Genomic DNA, 19276 nt, shown 5'->3' on the forward strand with positions numbered 1-19276 from the left:
ATATGATATTTATGTGTTATTAAATATTACATAATAACCTTTCGACAAAATTAAGGTAGTTAGACGCAGAAGATGGGCCAAGAGGCTTATTTACGTTGATTTAGTTGGAATATCCATCCAGTTGCGTATATAATGAATACGAACTTATATGTAAATAAATATATATAATTGATTGGAGGAAGCACGATGAAACAAGCGCCTCGAAAATATGCCAATTATATTCCTATTCGAGAATTGTACAGCAAGGAGCAGCAATTATCTCCCTTTCAGGTGTATGCAGAGCTTCGTGAGAACACTCCAGTCCGATATGATGAGCATCGTGAATGCTGGGATGTATTTCAATATGAAGATGTACAGTATGTATTGAAAAATCCAAAGCTGTTTTCTTCTGAGCGTAACCGCGCGAGTTCCAGTATGTTAACGACAGATCCTCCAAAACATAAACAGCTTCGTGATCTGGTCAATCAAGCTTTTACCCCGAAGGCTATAGAGGCTCTTGCGCCACGGATTCAGGAAATCACAGATGAGCTGCTGGCTCCGCACCTATCGATAGGAAAGATGAATCTGATTGATGATCTTGCAACACCACTGCCCGTCATCGTCATTGCTGAACTGATTGGGGTTCCGGCTTCAGATCGTCGTGAATTCAAGCATTGGTCTGATGTGCTTGTGAAAGGCGCACGCGATGACAGTGAAGAAGCCTTTCAGGAGTTGGCCAAAGAGAAGCAGCAGAACATGCGGGAGTTATATGCCTATTTCACAGACATTATGGAACAGCGCCGTTTAGAGCCACAGGACGACCTGATCTCCTTGTTACTCGCTGCAAAGATTGAGGGTCAGAAGTTAACGGAGGAAGAAGTGGTCAATTTCTGTATTCTCTTGCTTGCCGCGGGGAATGAGACAACCACCAACCTAATCGCAAACGCAGTGCGTATCCTCTCTGAACAATCCGAATTACAAGATGAATTGCGTGAGCATCCGGATCGGGTCGCGAGTGCCGTAGAAGAGACACTGCGTTATTATCCGCCGATCGTGGCAATTGGTCGTGTTGCGAGGGAGACGGTGGAACTAAGAGATGTAACGATTAAGGCGGGTGAACAGGTTATATCCTGGGTTGGAGCTGCCAATCGTGACGGTGCACAGTTTGAAGATGCAGATCAATTCGTATCCGATCGTAAGCCGAACCGACATATGGGATTTGGATTTGGCATTCATTTCTGTCTGGGTGCACCACTGGCTCGTTTGGAAGCGAGAGTTGTATTGCACACGCTGCTCCAGCGTATGGAACAGATCCAGTTAGTCCCTAAAACGCCATTAGAGCCAATTCAAAGCGCTTTTGTCTTTGGTGTGAAGGAATATCCGATTCAATTTCACGAAAGACCATAACAAAAGAAAGCCGCTCTCAGGCCTGAAATGGCGCTGAAGCGGCTTTTTGCTGCATGTTATGCTTACATGCGAACACTGCAAATGGCGATGCTAATTTGTTTTGCCAAACTTATATTATGTTCAGGTTTCTTCAATACGGACAGGTCTTTTGTACAATTTGAACCGAACCCAGACCATATTGAGAAGTAACAATCCACCAGAAACGATGAACAAACCCTCAATCCCGATAAACCCGGCCATGAAACCACCGATAATTGCACCTAGCATGTTCCCGAGCGCAAGCGTACTTGTATTGAAACTGAAAGCACGGCTGATCATTCCATCTGGCGTGTACGAACGTATAAGGGCATTCACACTTGGCAACAAACCGCCCATAAATACCCCCATTGCAAACCGAACTAAGATGAGCTGCCACACGCTCTGAACAAAGGCTTGGGGAATTAACATAAGGCCAGTCCCAATGAGAGAAAATGTAAGCACCTTGTGTGCCCCAATTCGGTCACTTAGCTTCCCTAGGAATGGTGACATCACCATATTGGACATACCGGTAACTGCCCCTACTAGTCCTGCCCAGAACGCAACATTTACAGTTGAAGCATGAAGCTCCTGCACATATAGCGGCAATAAGGTCATTGGGCTAATCATGGCAAACTGTAGCAGAAACGTTACGGCGAAGAGTACAGGTAATTGTGGTGATTTGTTCAGTTCCTTCAAACCGGACAACACGGATTGTTCAGGTAGCTTGGCTGCTTCTTGGCGATCAAACTTCTCTCTTACAAGGAACATAGCAAGCATAGAAGCAGCGAAGATTAATCCACCTGTAATATAGAATATAGGTCGAAATCCTACAGCATCAGCTAACAAACCGCCCATGAGTGGACCTAAGATTGTGCCGGCAACTTGTCCTGATTGACTGATTCCCATCGCGAATCCCATACGATCTTTGGGCGTAGTTCCCGAAATGAGTGAGACTGCGGCAGGGTTGAAGCCTGAGATTGTACCGTTCAGAAGGCGTAATAAGAGCAATTGCCAAGGGTTTTGTGCAAGACCCATCAACGCAATAACGATTGCCATCCCGAACCCCGAGCGCAGCAGCATAATTTTGCGCCCATATTTATCGGATAACTTGCCCCATAAGGGTTGGAACAAAAAGGACGTGAGGAAATTGGCTGCAAAAATGAATCCCGCCCAGATGCCAATTTCATGCTCGCCCACCACGCCCAGATCCCTTGCGAGGTAAAGGGACAGAAATGGGGTAATCATGGTCATACCAGAGTTGACCAGAAATTGTCCAAACCAAAGCACAATGAGATTAACTTTCCATGTTTTCAAAGTGCTTTCACTTCCTTTCAAAGCTTTTTCTGTAATTCTCGAAAAACACCATCTTACTATTATAACACAATTGGCATATGGGCGAGGGGTGTAACGAATGTCATAGTATTGTCATTGGAACACATCTGTATGAGGTTGTTACGGAACTTCAAAAAGGGCATAATGGTAATTATGAGTCCAAAAACTATTGGAGGCTTCTTACATGAGCTATAATGATCGTCTGATTCGGGCGAGTTTCAAACAACAAGTCGACCGTGTTCCGGTATGGTACATGCGGCAGGCTGGACGTTACGACCCTGAATATCGCAAAATTAAAGAAAAGTATTCTTTGCTCGAAATTTGCCAGCGGCCCGAGCTCGCGGCTGAAGTAACCCTCATGCCCGTCCGTAAGTTGGGCGTAGATGCGGCTATTTTGTATTCAGATATTATGAATCCGGTTGCTTCGCTCGGCATTGATTTTGATATTGTCAAAAACATTGGACCGGTCATTGATAATCCGATTCGGACAGCGGCTGATGTGGAGCGTTTGCGTCCCATTGACGTTGAAGGTGATCTGTCACATATATTAGAAACCATTCGAATTTTGGATAAAGAACTAGATGTGCCACTTATTACGTTTGCTGGTGCACCGTTCACGATTGCTAGTTACCTGATTGAAGGTCGACCTTCAAAAGGATACATTCGAACCAAAACGATGATGTATAGTGAGCCGCAAATGTGGCATCAATTGATGCAAAAATTAGGCGATATGGTGATTACATATGTCCGTGCACACATTGCCAACGGTGGTAAGGCATTTCAGTTGTTTGATAGCTGGGTAGGTGCGCTTTCACCAAATGATTTTAGAACCTTTGTGTTGCCTACGATTACTCGTATCTTTACCGAATTGTCCGATTTGAATGTACCGAAAATTTATTTCCCTGGTGTAGCTTCAGGCGAACTGCTGCCAACTCTGGTAGATCTGCAAGCTGATGTTATCGGATTGGACTGGAGAGTATCTATTTCCGAAGGTCGCAAAAGACTAGGTGGTAAATTTGCCGTGCAGGGTAATCTGGACCCGTATGTGCTGACTGCACCGATGGAGTTACTTAAACAACAGGCAAAAGTAATCATTGATCAAGGTATCCAAGAGCCTGGCTATATATTCAATCTGGGACATGGACTATTTCCGGAAGCATCTCTTGATAAATTAAGAGAGTTGACAGCATATATACATGAGTATTCATCTGAAGCATTGAAGAGTGAGGTGACTATAACTAATGACTAATACTGTAGGCGTACTGGTGATGTCGTATGGCACACCTGAAAATATGGAGAGCATTGAGGCATATTACACCCATATTCGAAGAGGTCGCGCACCTGAGCCGGAGCAATTGAAGGAACTTAGTGATCGCTATGAAGCGATTGTTGGAGGCGTGTTCCCCCTTCGGGAAAACACCGATAATCAAGTTCGAGCGTTGCAAGAAACATTGAACAAGGATGAGCGTGCGAGTGACGTAGAATTCAAATGTTATCAGGGGCTCAAACATGCTTATCCTTTCATTGAAGACGGTGTGGAGCAGATGGCAAAAGACGGAATCCAGTCCGCCATCGGGATTGTACTTGCTCCCCATTATTCCACGATGAGTGTAGGCAGTTATATTAAGCGCGCACGCGAGAAGGCCGAAGAAATGGGCATTCAGATGTCCTTTATCGAGAGCTATCATCTGCATCCGAAGCTGATTCAGGCTCTGTCTACACGCGTAAGTGCGAAGTTAGATATGTTTGAAGAAGCAGGAGCCAAACGTGGGGATGTTCGTGTATTGTTCAGCGCACATAGCTTGCCGGCACGAATTGTAGATATCGGTGACCCATACCCACAACAGCTACTGGAAACCTCTGAGGTTATTGCTTCTCGATTGGGTATCACCAACTGGCAATTTACATGGCAGAGTGCGGGGCGTACAGCCGAGCCGTGGCTTGGTCCTGATATTTTGGATACACTTCAGGAGCTTTCCCGTGAGCAGATAGAGGATGTGTTAGTCGCTCCAATCGGTTTCGTATCGGATCACCTGGAAGTCCTGTATGATCTGGATATTGAGGCCAAAGCGATTGCTAAAGAGATCGATATGCGTCTTATGCGTACAGATTCTCTGAACAGTGATCCACTCTACATGGAGACGCTCAGTGACGTCATTCTAAGCCAGTGGCAGCAAGGAACGGATGTGTAATGGAAGATAAGAAACGGCGTGTCGTCGTTGTAGGCGGCGGACTAACCGGCCTCAGCGCGGCATTCTATATACGGAAGCATTATCGGGAAGCAGGGTTTGAACCCATAATTACTCTGGTGGAGAAAAGCTCCTCCATGGGTGGTATGATTGAGACCCTTCACCGTGACGGATTTGTTGTTGAAAAGGGACCGGATTCGTTCCTAGCTCGCAAAACAGCGATGATTGATCTGGCTAAGGAACTTGAGATTGACCACGAACTTGTGAGTCAGAATCCGGAGTCCAAGAAAACATACATTATGCAGCGTGGCAAGCTTCATCCTATGCCAGCAGGACTCGTTCTAGGTATTCCAACGGAGCTTAGACCTTTTCTGCGGAGTGGTCTGGTATCCCCCGCAGGCAAAATGCGTGCGTTAATGGATTTCTTCATTCCTCCAAAACGTACAACAGAAGATGAGTCATTAGGCTATATGATTGAACGACGCCTAGGTACGGAAGTGCTTGAGAATCTAACTGAACCGTTACTAGCGGGCATTTATGCAGGGGATATGCGCCGACTAAGTCTACAAGCTACCTTTCCTCAATTCGGAGAAGTTGAGAGAGATTATGGCAGCCTAATTCGAGGCATGATGACAGGTCGCAAACCTGCAGAAACTCACACAGGCACGAAAAAAAGTGCTTTTCTTAATTTCCGTCAGGGGCTTCAGAGTCTTGTTCATGCACTTGTGCATGATCTACAAGATGTCGAGCAACTGCTGAATACTTCAGTACAATCACTGGATGTTCAGGCTGGAAGTGAAGCTAGATATAAGGTTCAATTGGACAATGGTCATAGTCTTGATGCGGATGAGGTTGTAATTACAGTGCCTACGTATGTAGCATCATCGTTACTGCAACCCCATGTGGATACGGCGGCACTTGATGCGATTAATTATGTATCTGTAGCCAATGTTGTGCTTGCCTTTGAGAAAAAGGATGTAGAGCATGCATTCGATGGTTCTGGCTTCCTCGTTCCGCGTAAGGAAGGCCGCAACATCACTGCCTGCACATGGACATCAACGAAGTGGCTACATACTAGCCCAGATGATAAAGTGCTGCTGCGCTGTTATGTTGGCCGTTCCGGAGATGAGCAGAATGTGGAGCTTCCGGATGATGCGCTCACAGAATTGGTGATGAAGGATCTACGAGAGACAATGGGCATTGAAGCCACGCCAATTTTTGCTGAGATCACTCGACTTCGCAAGTCGATGCCTCAATATCCGGTAGGTCACTTAGAGCATATCTCCGCATTGCGTGAAGAGCTTGGCAAACAGTTGCCTGGTGTTTATATCGCGGGTGCGGGTTATGAAGGTGTGGGATTACCTGACTGCATTAGACAGGCAAAAGAAATGTCGATGCTAGCAGTACAGCAACTTGCTGCAAATTAACAGAGTTTGAATGTTCGAAAGAAACTCTGTTGAACAATCTCATATAGAGCTGTCTTGAGCGTAGATTTTCTACAGGAAAGACAGCTTTTTTATACCATTCCATACCATGGCTGGTATAATGATTAAGATTGCTGTAAAGAAGAGGAGTTGCCTATGTATCCGCCAAGATCCCAACGAAGTGAAGTAAAGAAAAAAACGAGACGTACTCGCAAACGGATCGTTTGGGTCATTAATTTGTTGCTAATAGTAATGATCGGACTTGTATGCTTGTATTATGCCATTGAAATGAGAGAGCAGGCAGATCGTGCGGTGGAGGTGACAACGGTCACTCCAGAATCTTCTGGTGAGGTAGAACCTCAAGGTGGTGACCCGTTAACGACACCTGAGGCAACCCCTGAGACGGATGATACTGTGGAAGAGGAGCCGGCTGTGTCCAATGACCAAGATGCTGAAGAAACTAGTAATGACCAGTCGGACAACACGGAAGATGCTGCCAACATGGATTCGAAAGATACGTCTGGAACGGACGTAAAGCAGCCGGCCAAACCGTCTAAGTCAGACAGCTCTAAAGGGAACGGTAGCTCAGCAGCAGCACCGGGGAACCAAGAGCCTGTTCATTCAGCTAATGACGTAACGATTCATTTTGTCGGGGACATACAGTTCTCGGGAAAAGTAGCTGAGCTGCTGGAGAAGAATGGATACGATTATCCCTTTCAGAAGTTAGGCAACCTCTTTAAGGATGATGACCTGACAATTGGAAACCTGGAAACACCGGTAACGACTGGTGGTACGGGTGCAGCTAACAAAACATATGTATACAAATCTTCGCCCAAAGCGTTAGCGGCTATGGCAGATGCGGGATTTGATGCGGTTAATCTCGCGAACAATCATATTTTGGATCAGGGTGTCGAAGGTCTAGTGGATACGCTAGGTTATCTGAAGGAATATGGAATCGCTCACACCGGATCAGGAATGAATCAGGATGAGGCATATGCGCCTACATATCTGGAGCGTAAAGGAATGAAAATTGCATTACTTGGCTTCAGCCGTGTCGTACCTGAGGCGAGTTGGAAGGCAGAAGGCAATCGAGCTGGTGTAGCTGAAGCCTACAATTCCACTGCCGCGGTAAAAGCAATTCAGGATGCACGTAAGAATGCGGATCTCGTTATTGTTGTGGCGCATTGGGGAGTAGAGCGAGTGAGTACGCCCAATGATGATCAGACGCGCTTGGCACATGAATTTGTAGATGCAGGAGCAGACCTTGTTATAGGGGGTCATCCGCATGTGTTACAAGGCATGGAATACTATAAGGGCAAATGGATCGCATACAGTACAGGTAATTTTATTTTCTCCAAATCAACCACAGAGGAAACATGGAAAACGGCTGTATTTCAAGCTCGCTGTAGTGCAGAAGCCAAATGCAGTATGAAGGTAATTCCTTATGAGGCTGCACTGGGTCAGGCCATTCCTATGCTAGGTGAAGCTAATAAGCTACTGTTACAGCAGATGACTCAACTTTCACCAGGTGTTCGCTTTGATGCCAGCGGTGTTGCTTCCCCAAGTTAATTAGTCTTGAACATATCGAAGATGTAAGTGGGTAAGTAGTATATGAATGAAGCTAGTACGTTGTGGAGGAGTGGATCAGATTGAACAATAGCTGTGTCGCGCATCGTGGTTTTTCTTCCATTGCACCAGAGAATACGATGGCAGCCTTTGAGCTTGCTATGGAACAACCCCAAGTACAATGGATCGAACTGGACGTACAATGTTCACGTGATGGTGTCCCCGTTGTCATTCATGACTTTACCTTTAATCGAACAACAGACGGAGAGGGTCTCGTACGGGAGACGAATTGGTCGGATATAGAGAAGTTAGATGCAGGATCATGGAAAGGAAAAAGCTACGTAGGAGAACGGGTCCCTTCCCTTGGCGAGGTGCTTGATCGCTGTTGTGGCAAGGTTCGACTGAATATTGAACTGAAAACGCAAGGGGATATGTATCCAGATCTTCCAGCCGCCGTCATTCATGAAGTGAGACAGAGACATATGCAACATGATGTGGTGTTGACTTCCTTTGAACCCAAAGCATTAGCTAAAGCTAAAGAGATTGCACCAGAGTTCCAAACGGGATTGATCATTGATGCTCGTCCAGGCGATCTGGTAGCTCGATTAAAACAATTGCAGTGCAGCTTCCTGTCCATCGGTTATACCAATGTGGATAAATCCTTGATGCGTGAGATGCAACACGAGGAGATTCAGGTGATGGCTTGGACAGTGGACGACAAAACGATCATGAAGCGCCTCGCCGCAATCGATCCTTCGCTAATGTTATGTACGAACTGTCCTGATGTGTGGGAGAAGGCGTTCCACGAAACAGCACGTCATTTTTTCAGACCCTAATTTGCAATCATTTCGAAGTGAATTATAATATGTACTTATATGAAAAAAGCAAAATACATTCTTCATCTGCGCTAATGAATCTGATAAAGGTGGTTATCAACCGATGCTGACAAATATTCGTAACGTATACTGTGTAGGACGCAATTATAAACTTCACGCTGAAGAATTGGGTAATGCAGTACCGGATGAACCGATGATCTTTATGAAACCTTCTCATGCGGTGGTTCCGCTTAATGGAGAAGCAATTGCATTGCCTTCTACCCAAGGCGAAGTACACTATGAAGCCGAATTAGTGATTCGAATCGGACAGAACTATCAGCCTGGAATTTCTATTGTGAACCTCGTTGATGCGTATGCTTTTGGTATCGATTTTACATTGCGTGATGTGCAGTCAGTGATTAAGAAAAAGGGACATCCGTGGACTGCAGCCAAGGGATTCAAAAATTCAGCGCCGATCACGGAGTTTCAAGCCTTCACAGATGTAGATTCATTGCAAAACGCTGATTTTACGCTGAACAAAAATGGTGAAGAAGTTCAGCGCGGCAATATTCGTAATATGATCTTCGATCTCCAGACGATTGTGGACTACGTGGGACAACACTACGGTCTTGGAGAAGGCGATATCATTTTCACAGGTACACCTGAGGGTGTAGGATCAACTGTAGCTGGCGATGTTCTTGAACTCACTTGGAATGGCGAGTCTGTAGGCCAGTGCACGATTGTGGCAGCTAATTAATCATGGAGCATTTGCTTGTGAGTAACATGAGTAACAAGAGGGGCGTGTAAACGCTCCTTTTTTATATGCCAATGATAGCTGATTAAGCCTAGTTACTGTCTCTGCAACTTATATGGATAGATATGAGGTATTAGCGCTCTCAGTCACTAACGAGGTGAGCTCTGCTTGTTGTGCAGTATGCTGTTCCAAGCTAATGCTTCCATTCGCGAGTCGCTCATCCAACTGTTTGCTTAGCTCAGCGACTTGTAGTTCAATGACCGCATCGATATCACCGTCGTTCGCCTCAGCGATCATTCGTAGCGATTTACCGGCATACAAATCTCGAATGAGTGAGACGTCCGAAGTTTGATTAAGCGCATGAAGCAACGCATCCTCATTCTGTTCACTCTGTTCCGTTGCGTTCATGCTGATAATAGACCATTTGGCAAGGGGAATCGGTGTAATTGCGGACTTACTCCAAGCCGTTCCGGCAAAAGACATCGTTACAATCATCGTACCAACAATGATTACACGTTTCATATTCATAAAGGTCATCCTCATTTCAATTTGGAATTATTAAAGTTCACTTGCTATGTACTAGTTCTAGATTTAGTGTAATTGAAGAACCTGAAGTCAAACTTAAATAGAGATAAAACACATGTGGTAATGAATTCCATATTTCGGGCGGAGTTTATCTTGTGATTAGCTAGTGAGTTCGTATTTCGGCATTAGGATCAAACCGTGGTATAATTAGATTTCAAAAATAAAATGAACATGTGGGCGATGTGAGCTACCATGTGCAGGAGAATGTATGAACTGGATCATTGGCGCGGTGTGCGCTTTAATCGTAGCTGGAGCAGCCTACCGGAAAAAATCACTTACTCGATCTGGCAGCCTAGCGGCTGTGCTGATGGGTACGATTTATTATGGGGCAGGTAACCTGTTCTGGTTTGGGACGCTGCTATTATTTTTCATCACCTCAACGCTACTCTCCAAATATCATAAGGATCGCAAGCAGGAGCTGGAAAAGTCGTATGCCAAAACAGGAAACCGGGACGCTGGTCAAGTGCTGGCTAACGGTGGCATAGGCATGGTGCTGTGTCTAGGAAACTGGATTGCTCCACATCCATTCTGGATGTATGCATTTATCGGTGTAATGGCTACCGTTACATCGGATACATGGGCGACGGAGTGGGGAAGCCTGAGTCGTAGACCACCACGCTCAGTAGTGACATGGAAGGTGCTTACACCTGGTACTTCGGGAGGGGTATCCTGGCTAGGAACTATGGCTGCTGCTGTGGGTGGAGCATTAATCGGATTAGGTGCGTTTTTCTTTTCCTGGATTGCGGGACTGGAAGGGCTAGGCTTGTTCGGTTGGATGATGGTTGGACTAGTCGGTGGGCTTGGAGGCGCATTTGCAGATTCTTATCTAGGTGCGACGCTCCAGCACATGTATCGTTGTACGGTGTGCGGACGCGAGGTCGAGGTTGCTGAACATTGCGGCCATGCAACAGTGCATTCGCGTGGATGGTCATGGATGAGTAACGATCTGGTAAACGTGCTAAGCTCGGTCATTGGCGGATGTTTGGCTATTGTATTGGGGATTATTTTGGCGTTGTAGGGAGGGAGTACTGTTGAGTACTGTTCAAGGAGACAAATCAGAGGCTATTTTGGATGCGGCTTATGGTATCTTTGGTTCAAAAGGATTTTATGAGACCAAGATGTCTGATATTGCAGACGAGGCAGGCATTGCAAAGGGCACGATTTATTTATACTTTAAAAGCAAGGAACAATTGTTTATTGCCGTATCGAAGCGGGATTGTAATAGCTTTATTAGCCGGCTTGATTATGCTTTGAAATCCAATGAAAATACGGGTGACAAGCTTGGTGCTATCGCGAAGACGCATTTAACTTATTATTACGAGCGGCGTAATCATACTAAACTATTTTTTATGGCACCTAATAATGACCCTGATCTGATGAAGTTTATGAAAGGGTTCATGAATGAATATATGAGTATGGTATGTGAGGTGCTGAAAAGCGCCAATGTACCTGAGCCTGTGCTGTTAGCTGAGGCTTATATTGGAATTCTAGATCGGCTGAAAATGGACATTATGCTTAATCCGGAGTTTAACGAGGACGATCTGAACAAACGCATTTCCTTTGCAGCTGCACTGTTCTTGGATGGCTGCCGTTCGTTCATTCAAGTGTAGAACGCTGTAACAACTTATATCGAATATCAATTTACAGAGAAGTAGGTACAAACAATGAACATAATGACTGTAGAGCAAATTTCAAAAAGCTATGGCGAAAAAATATTGTTCAAGGATGCCTCATTTGGTATGGGGGATCAAGATAAAATTGGGGTCGTAGGTGTGAATGGAACAGGAAAGTCAACGTTCCTACGTGTAATATCAGGCATTGAGCCTGCAGATGGTGGACACATTGCCATCGGGAACGATGTACGAATTCAATTTCTCGCGCAAAATCCTCAATTCAATCCAGACAATACCGTACTGCAACAAGTGTTTGAAGGCGACAGCCCTGAGATGAAGACAGTGCGTGAATATACCGAAACGATGGAATTATTGGAACTTAATTCTTCTGACCCAGCCTTGCAAGAGCGTCTGATGCGTTTGAATCAACAGATGGAACAGCTCCAGACCTGGCAGATGGAAAGCGAAGCCAAAAGCATTCTATCTAAGCTGGGCATACGACAGTTTGATGCACGTATGGGCACATTGTCTGGAGGACAGCGTAAAAGGGTAGCTCTAGCTTCTGCGTTAATTCATCCGTGTGAACTGCTTATTCTGGATGAGCCGACCAACCATATTGATAATGACTCTGTTGTGTGGCTGGAGCAATATTTGCAAAAACGTCGTGGAGCGCTCTTGATGATTACGCATGATCGGTATTTCCTCGATCGTGTTGCTAATGTCATGCTTGAGCTAGACCATGGACGATTATTCCGGTACGAGGCGAACTATACCCGTTTCCTAGAATTAAAAGCAGAGCGAGAAGAACGTGAGTCTGCATCAGAGCAGAAGCGGCAAAATCTGCTGCGTACAGAGCTTGCTTGGATTAGACGCGGTGCTAAAGCTCGTACGACCAAACAAAAAGCGAGAATTGATCGCTATGAGCAATTGAAAGATCAACAAGGGCTGAACCGTTCCGGCTCAATGGACGTTTCTGTTGGCTCCACCCGTTTAGGGAAGAAGATACTGGAGATTGAGCATTTATCCAAATCTGCAGGTGGACGTAAACTGATTGAAGATCTGAGTTACATCGCTGTACCAGGAGATCGAGTAGGGGTCGTTGGTCCGAATGGTAGTGGTAAATCGACGCTGTTACAGATGATTTCCGGCAAGCTAGAACCGGACGCAGGTGAGGTTTCTGTGGGGCCAACTGTTAACCTCGGTTACTTCACACAGGAACATCAGGAGATGGATGAATCGCTGCGGGTTATTGAGTACATCAAGGAAGTTGCTGAGAACGTGAAAACGGCAGATGGTTCGCTAATTACCGCATCGCAGATGTTAGAACGTTTTCTCTTCACGCCTACAGCGCAATGGACACCAATCTCTCGGTTGTCGGGTGGGGAGAAGCGTAGACTATACTTGCTTCGTGTATTAATGGCTGCACCTAATGTTTTACTGCTTGATGAGCCGACGAATGATCTGGATATCCAGACCTTGGCTGTTCTAGAGGATTATCTGGATGACTTCCCTGGCGTTGTCTTCGTGGTATCCCATGATCGGTACTTCTTGGATCGTACGGTAGATAAGGTTCTCTCCTTTGAAGGTGAAGGTGCTGTAAGGGTTCATGTGGGCGATTATAGTGAGTATGCGGAATGGATGTTGAAGAATGCGACATCTAGTACGGTTACGTCCTCTCAGACAAACAGTGCGGCGGCAAGTACCGATTCCAAATCCTCAACGGATGAACGTAAGTCGGCTGCTTCTACAGCGAAGCCTAAGCTGAAATTCAGCTTCAAGGAACAACGTGAGTATGATCTAATTGATGAGAATATTGAGAAGGCTGAAGCTAATCTGGCACGAATCAATACCGATATGGAGGCATCCTTCAGTGACTCTGCCCGTCTGCAGGAGTTAATGGCAGAACAGGCAGAGGCTGAGCGTCATTTAGAAGAACTGATGGAACGTTGGACGTACTTGAATGAACTTGCAGAGCAAATTGAGAAAAGCAAATCATAAGATTGTTTTATGATTAGCATGGCAAGATACAATGCCAAGATGTAAGTTAAGATCGATTTAACCTATTAGTTTTAACTAGGACTCTTTTCAAACGCGACATTATGTTGCTGATGAAAAGGGTTTTTTTATATAACAAAAGTTTACGCGTTTGTTTGATTTCTTTAAAAGTATTAACGACTAAATATGAAACGTTTCTCCTTTTATTACGTTGTATTAAGTAAAGAATTCCATAGGAGGGAGCTGGTACCACATGGGTTATACAGAAATAAATGAACAATTGGCGATTCTGAAGGAAAAGGGGAGAATTTACGAGAAGTGGAAGAGTAGGCTGGCGAAACTGAATGAGGAAGAGAACGAATGGAAAGCGAAAGTAGAGCGACGTTTGGAGCATCTGGAAAAGGAACAAAGCGATGTAGATCGTCTAAAAAGCATGACATTGTCGGCATTTTTCTATAATTTAATTGGTAAGAAACAGGAACGGTTAGAGAAGGAAGAGCTGGAGCTTATGGAGAGCAAAGCTGAGTATGACACGGCATGCCGTATGTTACAGGATATACAAGAACAGCGTTTGCAGGTACAGCATGAGCTGGATGGACAACGTGAACTTCAGTTTTGGGAAAGTGATTACAAGCAGCTATGGGGCAAGAAGGAACACCGTTTGCTAGCGAGAGATCACGAACTGCAACAGATGGTAGAGGATCGTGAGCATGTCATCGGGGAATTGAAGGAGCTACAAGAGGCGGAACGAGAAGGTAAACGTCTAATGCTCGCTTTGGATCGTGCAGCAGAGGCTCTAAAGTCAGCTGGGAACTGGGGAGTGTACGATATGATGGGTGGCGGGATGATATCCACTCATATCAAGCGTAGCCGGATGGATGATGCACAATCTGCCATAAATGAAGCTGGACGACATCTGAAACGTTTCCAGAAGGAGCTGGATGATGTCAAAATGGCGGTCAAAGCCGATTTAGAACTCGGAGGTTTGTTATCGTTCGCTGATTATTTTTTCGATAATCTCTTCGTAGATTGGATGGTTCAGGACAAAATTCGTAAAGCTGAGTCTCAGGTGCAGGAGGGACAAAGTACGATTCGCCGTACTATGCACGTGCTCAAAAATGAAATACGTGCCCATCAGGCAACCAAGGAGAGCTTGGAGCGTCGTTATCATCAACATATTGAGCTTGCCGATTAGGCTTAATATCTATAAAAATATCTAAATAGGGTACGTCTGCATCCATTATGTTATGGTGCAAGACGTACCCTATTTACGTTAAATACCAGTTGCAGGTTATTCAACTTCATATTGATAGAAAACGGAAAGTGCTTTTTTTTGCATTGAAAATTGCTTATTACCTGACTATCAGTTTATTAGGTTGTTATATATGCTGTGAGCAGTCGCGCGGTATTTAGCACGGCATCTTTATGTGTGCGCTCCATAGAATGAGAGGCGTGTACCCCTGGACCGATGAGTGCAGCTCGAATGTTGTTGCCGGCACGTAAGGCAGCGGAACCGTCTGAGCCATACTGCGGATAAATGTCGATGGCGTAATCCATTTTGCTTTCTTTGGCCAGCTCGATTAAGCGGCTTGTCATCTCATAGTCGTATGGGCCCGAAGAATCCTTGGCACAGATCGATACATCGGTTTCTTTGCAGCTGAGATCATCACCCATAGCTCCCATATCTACAGCGATCATCTCACTGATCTCAGCAGGAATATAGGATGCCCCGTGCCCAACTTCTTCGTAGTTGGAGATTAACAAGGACACGTTATGTAGAGGTTTCCATCCCTCGCGGTGAGCAGACTCCAGTATGCCAAACAAGGCAGCAACGCTGGCTTTATCATCAAGATGTCTTGATTTGATATAACCACTTGGTGTAATCACAGCTCTGGCATCGAAGGAAATGAAGTCACCGACACAGATGCCGAGTCCCAATACATCCTCTTTGGAATTAACGATCTCATCAATTCGGACTTCCATATGATTTTCTTTTCGCTCGAAGGTACGTGCATCCGGATAGACGTGTACTGAGGGGTGGAGAGAGAGAATGGTACCTGTGTAGCTTCTACCATCCCGAGTATGAATTGTACAGTATTCATTTTCAATACTCTGCATGGAGAAACCGCCAACAGACGTTAGCTTCAAGGTGCCGTATGAAGTAATTGAGCGAACCATTGCGCCTAGTGTGTCAACGTGTGCGCTAAGTCCAATCGTTTTGGATGAATCTTGCCCAGCCAGTGTAAGAATTGCTCCGCCTTTATTGTTTAGTTCAAAAGGAATGGCTAATTTCTCGGCTTCCTCACGAATCATCTCGATGATATGGTGTGTATATCCACTTGGACTCGGTGTATCGAGCAATTTTTTTAGCAGAGTTAAGACATAAGATTCATTAATGGTAAATGCCATGGTACAACTTCCCCCTTCAAAATCATTGTTATGGTACAAACGCAATAACAAATACAGCCTGTCTGGCAGGAGTGTTGAAACTCACCCATTCCTTAGGCCAGCAGGCTGTTTGCTTTTTTACAACGTACCTGTCGGATTTCCTTTACGCTGGCTTTCAATAGAATCGTTGGCGATAGAACCTTCCGGTTCAGTTGTTCCGATTGTATCCATCGAAGCGTAGGAATCGAATGTGTCAGTGCTTGATTTGGCATTCTCTAATTCAGATACGCGTAACTTCAACTGTTTGTTTTCACGCTGCAGTCGATATTGGCGATAGATGCCGTATGACCCTACAATAATTCCGCCGATCAGCGTACAGCCGAGAATCAGAAGAATTAGCGGGATTTGGAACGTGTTAAATAGCAGGTTAACCTCCACCGAATTCACATTAATTACAGCAAATATTCCGGTAAAGAGTGCAAAAACAAGACCTGCAATAAGCGCCCATTGCATTTTCATGGTGTTGCCTCCTTGTTGAACAATTCAGGACTAAGATACATTACCCCATTAATCTAAGGTTGTATCCTGCAATGATTATAAAATCCCTTGCCCAACTGGGCAAGGGATGCAGGTCGTAGGGATGGAATAACAACCTTATTTGGTTAGTTCTTCCATCTGCTCGATCAGTTCTTTGAACACGCTCATAGCTTCACGGATCGGCTGCGGCGAGGACATATCCACGCCAGCTTTTTTCAAAATGTTGATGGAGTAATCGCTACCGCCACTTTTCAGGAAACCAAGATAGCGATCTACAGCAGGTTGACCCTCTTCCAGAATTTGCTTCGAGAAGCTTGTTGCGGCTGAGAAGCCTGTAGCGTATTTGTACACATAGAAGCTGTTATAGAAGTGGGGAATACGTGCCCATTCCATTTCGATTTCTTTGTCCACCGCCATGTCTTTACCATGATATTGTACATTCAGATCATAATAAATTTCGGATAGTAACTGTGGAGTAAGTGCGTCACCTTGCTCCGCACGTTCATGAATGATCTTCTCGAATTCGGCAAACATCGTTTGACGGAATACAGTGGTGCGGAATTGATCTGCATAATAAGTTAATAGATACAACTTCTCTTTTGGATCGGTTGATTTATTTAATAGATAATCCATCAATAATGCTTCGTTCGTGGTGGATGCAACTTCAGCAAGGAAGATAGTGTATTGCGCATCACGATATGGAAGAGTTGTATCTGAATAATGAGAATGCAGCGCATGACCCATTTCATGAGCAAGTGTAAACATGCTGTTCAGATTATCCTTGTGATTGAGCAGGACATAAGGATGGGTGCCGTAAGCTCCCCATGCATAAGCGCCTGAGCGTTTGTTTTCATTCTCATATACATCGATCCACCGATTTTCATAACCTGCCTGAAGTGTATCAGCATAATCCTGACCCAGCGGTTTCAGGCCGTCTTTGACGATTTGTTTTGCTTCATCATAAGTAATATCCATCTTGTACTCATCTACGAGTGGAGCAAAAAGATCGTACATATGGAGTTGATCCACATTAAGCAGTTTCTTGCGCAGATCCATGTAACGGTGCAGCAAAGGAAGACTTTCGTGAATAGTATCCACGAGGTTGGTGTATACGTCCTTCGGAATGTTGTCACCGTAGAGGGACATTTCCAGTACAGAAGGGTACTTACGTACGTCTGCATAGAACATATTTTTCGTTACATTGGCATTTAGGGCAGCAGCAATTGTATTTTTTTGTTTACCATAGGTTTCATAAACTGCCTTAAAAGCACGTTCGCGAACTTCACGGTTCGGATTCTCCAGGAATTGAATATAACTGCCGTGTGTCAGTTCAACTTCGTTTCCATGTTCATCCTTGATTTTTGGGAACTTGAGATCCGCATTGTTCAACATGCTAAAAATCGTTTGCGGAGCTTGAGAGAGGTTGCCCACTTGGGCGAGCAAAGCTTCCTCTGTTTTGCTCAGGACATGCGCTTTTTCCCGTTTCATTTCTTCTAAAGTGAACTTGTAAGCTCTAAGCTGCTCATCAGCAATTAATGCATCCAGTTGATTATCTGGAAGTGCCAAAATCTCAGGTGTTACAAACGAAAGTGCTTCCCCAACTTGAACACTCAGCTTTTGCGCTTTTTGGGAAAGATTTTGATATGTAGGATTAGCTGTGTCTTCATCTTGGTGCATGCGTGCGTAAACAAAAAGGCGCTCGATCTTGAGAGATATGTCATCTTCAAGTTCGAAACATGCTTTTAATGCTTCGGGTTTATCCAGTTTGCCTTGATATTCGGAGGCTTTCTTCGTCAAAGAAGAGACTTCTTCATACTCCTGATCCCAAGCTTTCTGATCGGCAAACAAATCTTCCAGTTTCCAAGTGTGTTCAGTTGGTACCTCGGAACGTTTCAATAATTGACTCATGGGAATCCTCCTTAATGGTAATGATGAATCTATGGATGAAGCAGTCTTCGCCTCGACCGCTGAAAGGGGCAGAGACGAAGGAATCAAGCTAAAAACCAGTAAAATAGCAAGTGATCTGCGATAATTCAACGTATTTCCTCCTCAGCCATACCAATATTTCATATAGTATGACCAGGCGTACGTTGAATTATTTGAGAAGCTAAGCTCCCATATTGTAGAGGAAATATACAATTAGGAAAAAAGCAAAGCAAATCATAAGAGTGGCGATAAGAGCCATGCCTCGTCTCAGTCGATCCGGGATGGAATTACGTCCCAGAATCAGCACAATCCCTAGGGAAAAGGCAAGAATAATAAATATGACGACGTTACTTGAATCGAGTTGCATCAATTTAGACCTCTTTGAAGGCAGCCATCAGCTGGCGCCATTCATCCTCGCGGTTCTCAAAATCAGCTTTTGGGAAACGACGCTCAGCCCAATGCATTAAGGCTGGACGGCTTAAGAACGTATGACATTCCTCGCCCCATTCTTCCGAGATTTCACGAAGCACGAGATACTTGCCTTGTACTTCCACAGTCATCATATTCCATTTGTCTGTTTTGTATATTTCATGTTTTTTTATCATAGGTAGTCTCCAAACTAACGGTTTTGGTAAAATGATACCGTACCCTACGATTCAAAGCAAATTTTTTCGGGATTTATAAAAAAGAAAAATTGCAAAATGGAGGGGCTTACAGTATAATAAGGGTATTCGCCATAGATGGCGAT

Annotated in this window: 18 protein-coding genes; 11 read left to right on the forward strand and 7 right to left on the reverse strand. The window is 44.8% G+C overall.

Annotated elements, in window-relative coordinates; translation table 11 throughout:
* Positions 1 to 186 precede the first annotated feature (186 nt).
* A complete protein-coding gene (locus ASD24_RS21055; protein WP_056700198.1) occupies positions 187 to 1386 on the forward strand; it encodes a cytochrome P450 in 1200 nt (399 codons plus the stop codon).
* Between the two features lie 120 nt (positions 1387 to 1506).
* Here the strand turns inward: ASD24_RS21055 and ASD24_RS21060 are convergent, their stop codons facing one another.
* The gene (locus ASD24_RS21060) at positions 1507 to 2718 is read right to left on the reverse strand and encodes an MFS transporter (RefSeq protein ID WP_082560499.1); all 1212 of its coding nucleotides are present in this window, start codon (positions 2716 to 2718) and stop codon (positions 1507 to 1509) included.
* A gap of 202 nt (positions 2719 to 2920) precedes the next feature.
* On the opposite strand from ASD24_RS21060, the gene hemE reads away from it, so the two are divergent.
* From hemE to ASD24_RS21090, 6 genes are all read left to right on the forward strand, one after another.
* Complete coding sequence (hemE, locus tag ASD24_RS21065; RefSeq protein ID WP_056700202.1) at positions 2921 to 3985, forward strand: uroporphyrinogen decarboxylase; 1065 nt, start codon at positions 2921 to 2923, stop codon at positions 3983 to 3985.
* Positions 3978 to 4928 (forward strand): ferrochelatase, encoded by a 951-nt coding sequence (gene hemH, locus ASD24_RS21070; protein WP_056700204.1) that lies wholly within the window; start codon positions 3978 to 3980, stop codon positions 4926 to 4928. Before hemE ends, hemH begins: the two co-directional genes overlap by 8 nt.
* The gene (gene hemY / locus ASD24_RS21075) at positions 4928 to 6352 is read left to right on the forward strand and encodes a protoporphyrinogen oxidase (RefSeq protein WP_056700206.1); all 1425 of its coding nucleotides are present in this window, start codon (positions 4928 to 4930) and stop codon (positions 6350 to 6352) included. Before hemH ends, hemY begins: the two co-directional genes overlap by 1 nt.
* 153 nt (positions 6353 to 6505) lie before the next feature.
* Positions 6506 to 7918 (forward strand): CapA family protein, encoded by a 1413-nt coding sequence (locus tag ASD24_RS21080; RefSeq protein WP_056700207.1) that lies wholly within the window; start codon positions 6506 to 6508, stop codon positions 7916 to 7918.
* Between the two features lie 80 nt (positions 7919 to 7998).
* Entirely contained in the window at positions 7999 to 8751 is a 753-nt protein-coding gene (locus ASD24_RS21085) for a glycerophosphodiester phosphodiesterase (RefSeq protein WP_056700209.1), read from the forward strand.
* Between the two features lie 103 nt (positions 8752 to 8854).
* Entirely contained in the window at positions 8855 to 9487 is a 633-nt protein-coding gene (locus ASD24_RS21090) for a fumarylacetoacetate hydrolase family protein (protein ID WP_056700212.1), read from the forward strand.
* A gap of 108 nt (positions 9488 to 9595) precedes the next feature.
* On the opposite strand, the gene ASD24_RS21095 is transcribed toward ASD24_RS21090, so the two are convergent.
* Positions 9596 to 10012: a hypothetical protein gene (locus ASD24_RS21095; protein ID WP_056700216.1), complete on the reverse strand. Its 417-nt coding sequence runs from the start codon at positions 10010 to 10012 to the stop codon at positions 9596 to 9598.
* A 265-nt stretch (positions 10013 to 10277) separates the two neighbouring features.
* Here ASD24_RS21095 and ASD24_RS21100 point away from each other — a divergent pair, with 265 nt between their 5' ends.
* The 4 genes from ASD24_RS21100 to ASD24_RS21115 all read left to right on the forward strand — a co-directional run bounded on the left by ASD24_RS21100 (position 10278) and on the right by ASD24_RS21115 (position 14872).
* Positions 10278 to 11087, forward strand: a complete 810-nt coding sequence (locus ASD24_RS21100; protein ID WP_056700219.1) for a DUF92 domain-containing protein — start codon at positions 10278 to 10280, stop codon at positions 11085 to 11087.
* Between the two features lie 13 nt (positions 11088 to 11100).
* Complete coding sequence (locus ASD24_RS21105) at positions 11101 to 11679, forward strand: TetR/AcrR family transcriptional regulator (protein WP_056700222.1); 579 nt, start codon at positions 11101 to 11103, stop codon at positions 11677 to 11679.
* Positions 11680 to 11733: 54 nt separating this feature from the next.
* Entirely contained in the window at positions 11734 to 13680 is a 1947-nt protein-coding gene (locus ASD24_RS21110; RefSeq protein ID WP_056700228.1) for an ABC-F family ATP-binding cassette domain-containing protein, read from the forward strand.
* Between the two features lie 250 nt (positions 13681 to 13930).
* Positions 13931 to 14872, forward strand: coding sequence for a hypothetical protein (locus ASD24_RS21115; RefSeq protein ID WP_056700230.1), 942 nt, complete (start codon positions 13931 to 13933; stop codon positions 14870 to 14872).
* A gap of 176 nt (positions 14873 to 15048) precedes the next feature.
* On the opposite strand, the gene ASD24_RS21120 is transcribed toward ASD24_RS21115, so the two are convergent.
* From ASD24_RS21120 to ASD24_RS21140, 5 genes are all read right to left on the reverse strand, one after another.
* Positions 15049 to 16086 carry a M42 family metallopeptidase gene (locus tag ASD24_RS21120; RefSeq protein WP_056700233.1) on the reverse strand — a complete coding sequence of 346 codons (1038 nt, stop codon included), beginning with the start codon at positions 16084 to 16086 and terminating at the stop codon, positions 15049 to 15051.
* Positions 16087 to 16203: 117 nt separating this feature from the next.
* Positions 16204 to 16584: a LapA family protein gene (locus tag ASD24_RS21125; protein ID WP_056700237.1), complete on the reverse strand. Its 381-nt coding sequence runs from the start codon at positions 16582 to 16584 to the stop codon at positions 16204 to 16206.
* A 135-nt stretch (positions 16585 to 16719) separates the two neighbouring features.
* A complete protein-coding gene (gene pepF / locus ASD24_RS21130) occupies positions 16720 to 18510 on the reverse strand; it encodes an oligoendopeptidase F (RefSeq protein WP_056700240.1) in 1791 nt (596 codons plus the stop codon).
* Positions 18511 to 18709: 199 nt separating this feature from the next.
* Positions 18710 to 18895 (reverse strand): hypothetical protein, encoded by a 186-nt coding sequence (locus tag ASD24_RS21135; protein ID WP_056700245.1) that lies wholly within the window; start codon positions 18893 to 18895, stop codon positions 18710 to 18712.
* Positions 18896 to 18899: 4 nt separating this feature from the next.
* On the reverse strand, positions 18900 to 19133 hold the full coding sequence (locus ASD24_RS21140; protein WP_056700248.1) for a hypothetical protein: 234 nt from the start codon (positions 19131 to 19133) through the stop codon (positions 18900 to 18902).
* Positions 19134 to 19276: the final 143 nt, after the last annotated feature.

This window comes from Paenibacillus sp. Root52, assembly GCF_001426865.1.
In the GTDB taxonomy this organism is placed as follows: domain Bacteria; phylum Bacillota; class Bacilli; order Paenibacillales; family Paenibacillaceae; genus Paenibacillus.

Coding starts and splice junctions, on each gene's coding strand:
- ASD24_RS21055 (WP_056700198.1), top strand. CDS start 187: ATGAAACAAGCGCCTCGAAAATATGCCAATTATATTCCTATTCGAGAA.
- hemE (WP_056700202.1), top strand. CDS start 2,921: ATGAGCTATAATGATCGTCTGATTCGGGCGAGTTTCAAACAACAAGTC.
- hemH (WP_056700204.1), top strand. CDS start 3,978: ATGACTAATACTGTAGGCGTACTGGTGATGTCGTATGGCACACCTGAA.
- hemY (WP_056700206.1), top strand. CDS start 4,928: ATGGAAGATAAGAAACGGCGTGTCGTCGTTGTAGGCGGCGGACTAACC.
- ASD24_RS21080 (WP_056700207.1), top strand. CDS start 6,506: ATGTATCCGCCAAGATCCCAACGAAGTGAAGTAAAGAAAAAAACGAGA.
- ASD24_RS21090 (WP_056700212.1), top strand. CDS start 8,855: ATGCTGACAAATATTCGTAACGTATACTGTGTAGGACGCAATTATAAA.
- ASD24_RS21095 (WP_056700216.1), bottom strand. CDS start 10,012: ATGAATATGAAACGTGTAATCATTGTTGGTACGATGATTGTAACGATG.
- ASD24_RS21100 (WP_056700219.1), top strand. CDS start 10,278: ATGAACTGGATCATTGGCGCGGTGTGCGCTTTAATCGTAGCTGGAGCA.
- ASD24_RS21110 (WP_056700228.1), top strand. CDS start 11,734: ATGAACATAATGACTGTAGAGCAAATTTCAAAAAGCTATGGCGAAAAA.
- ASD24_RS21115 (WP_056700230.1), top strand. CDS start 13,931: ATGGGTTATACAGAAATAAATGAACAATTGGCGATTCTGAAGGAAAAG.
- ASD24_RS21120 (WP_056700233.1), bottom strand. CDS start 16,086: ATGGCATTTACCATTAATGAATCTTATGTCTTAACTCTGCTAAAAAAA.
- ASD24_RS21125 (WP_056700237.1), bottom strand. CDS start 16,584: ATGAAAATGCAATGGGCGCTTATTGCAGGTCTTGTTTTTGCACTCTTT.
- pepF (WP_056700240.1), bottom strand. CDS start 18,510: ATGAGTCAATTATTGAAACGTTCCGAGGTACCAACTGAACACACTTGG.
- ASD24_RS21135 (WP_056700245.1), bottom strand. CDS start 18,895: ATGCAACTCGATTCAAGTAACGTCGTCATATTTATTATTCTTGCCTTT.
- ASD24_RS21140 (WP_056700248.1), bottom strand. CDS start 19,133: ATGATAAAAAAACATGAAATATACAAAACAGACAAATGGAATATGATG.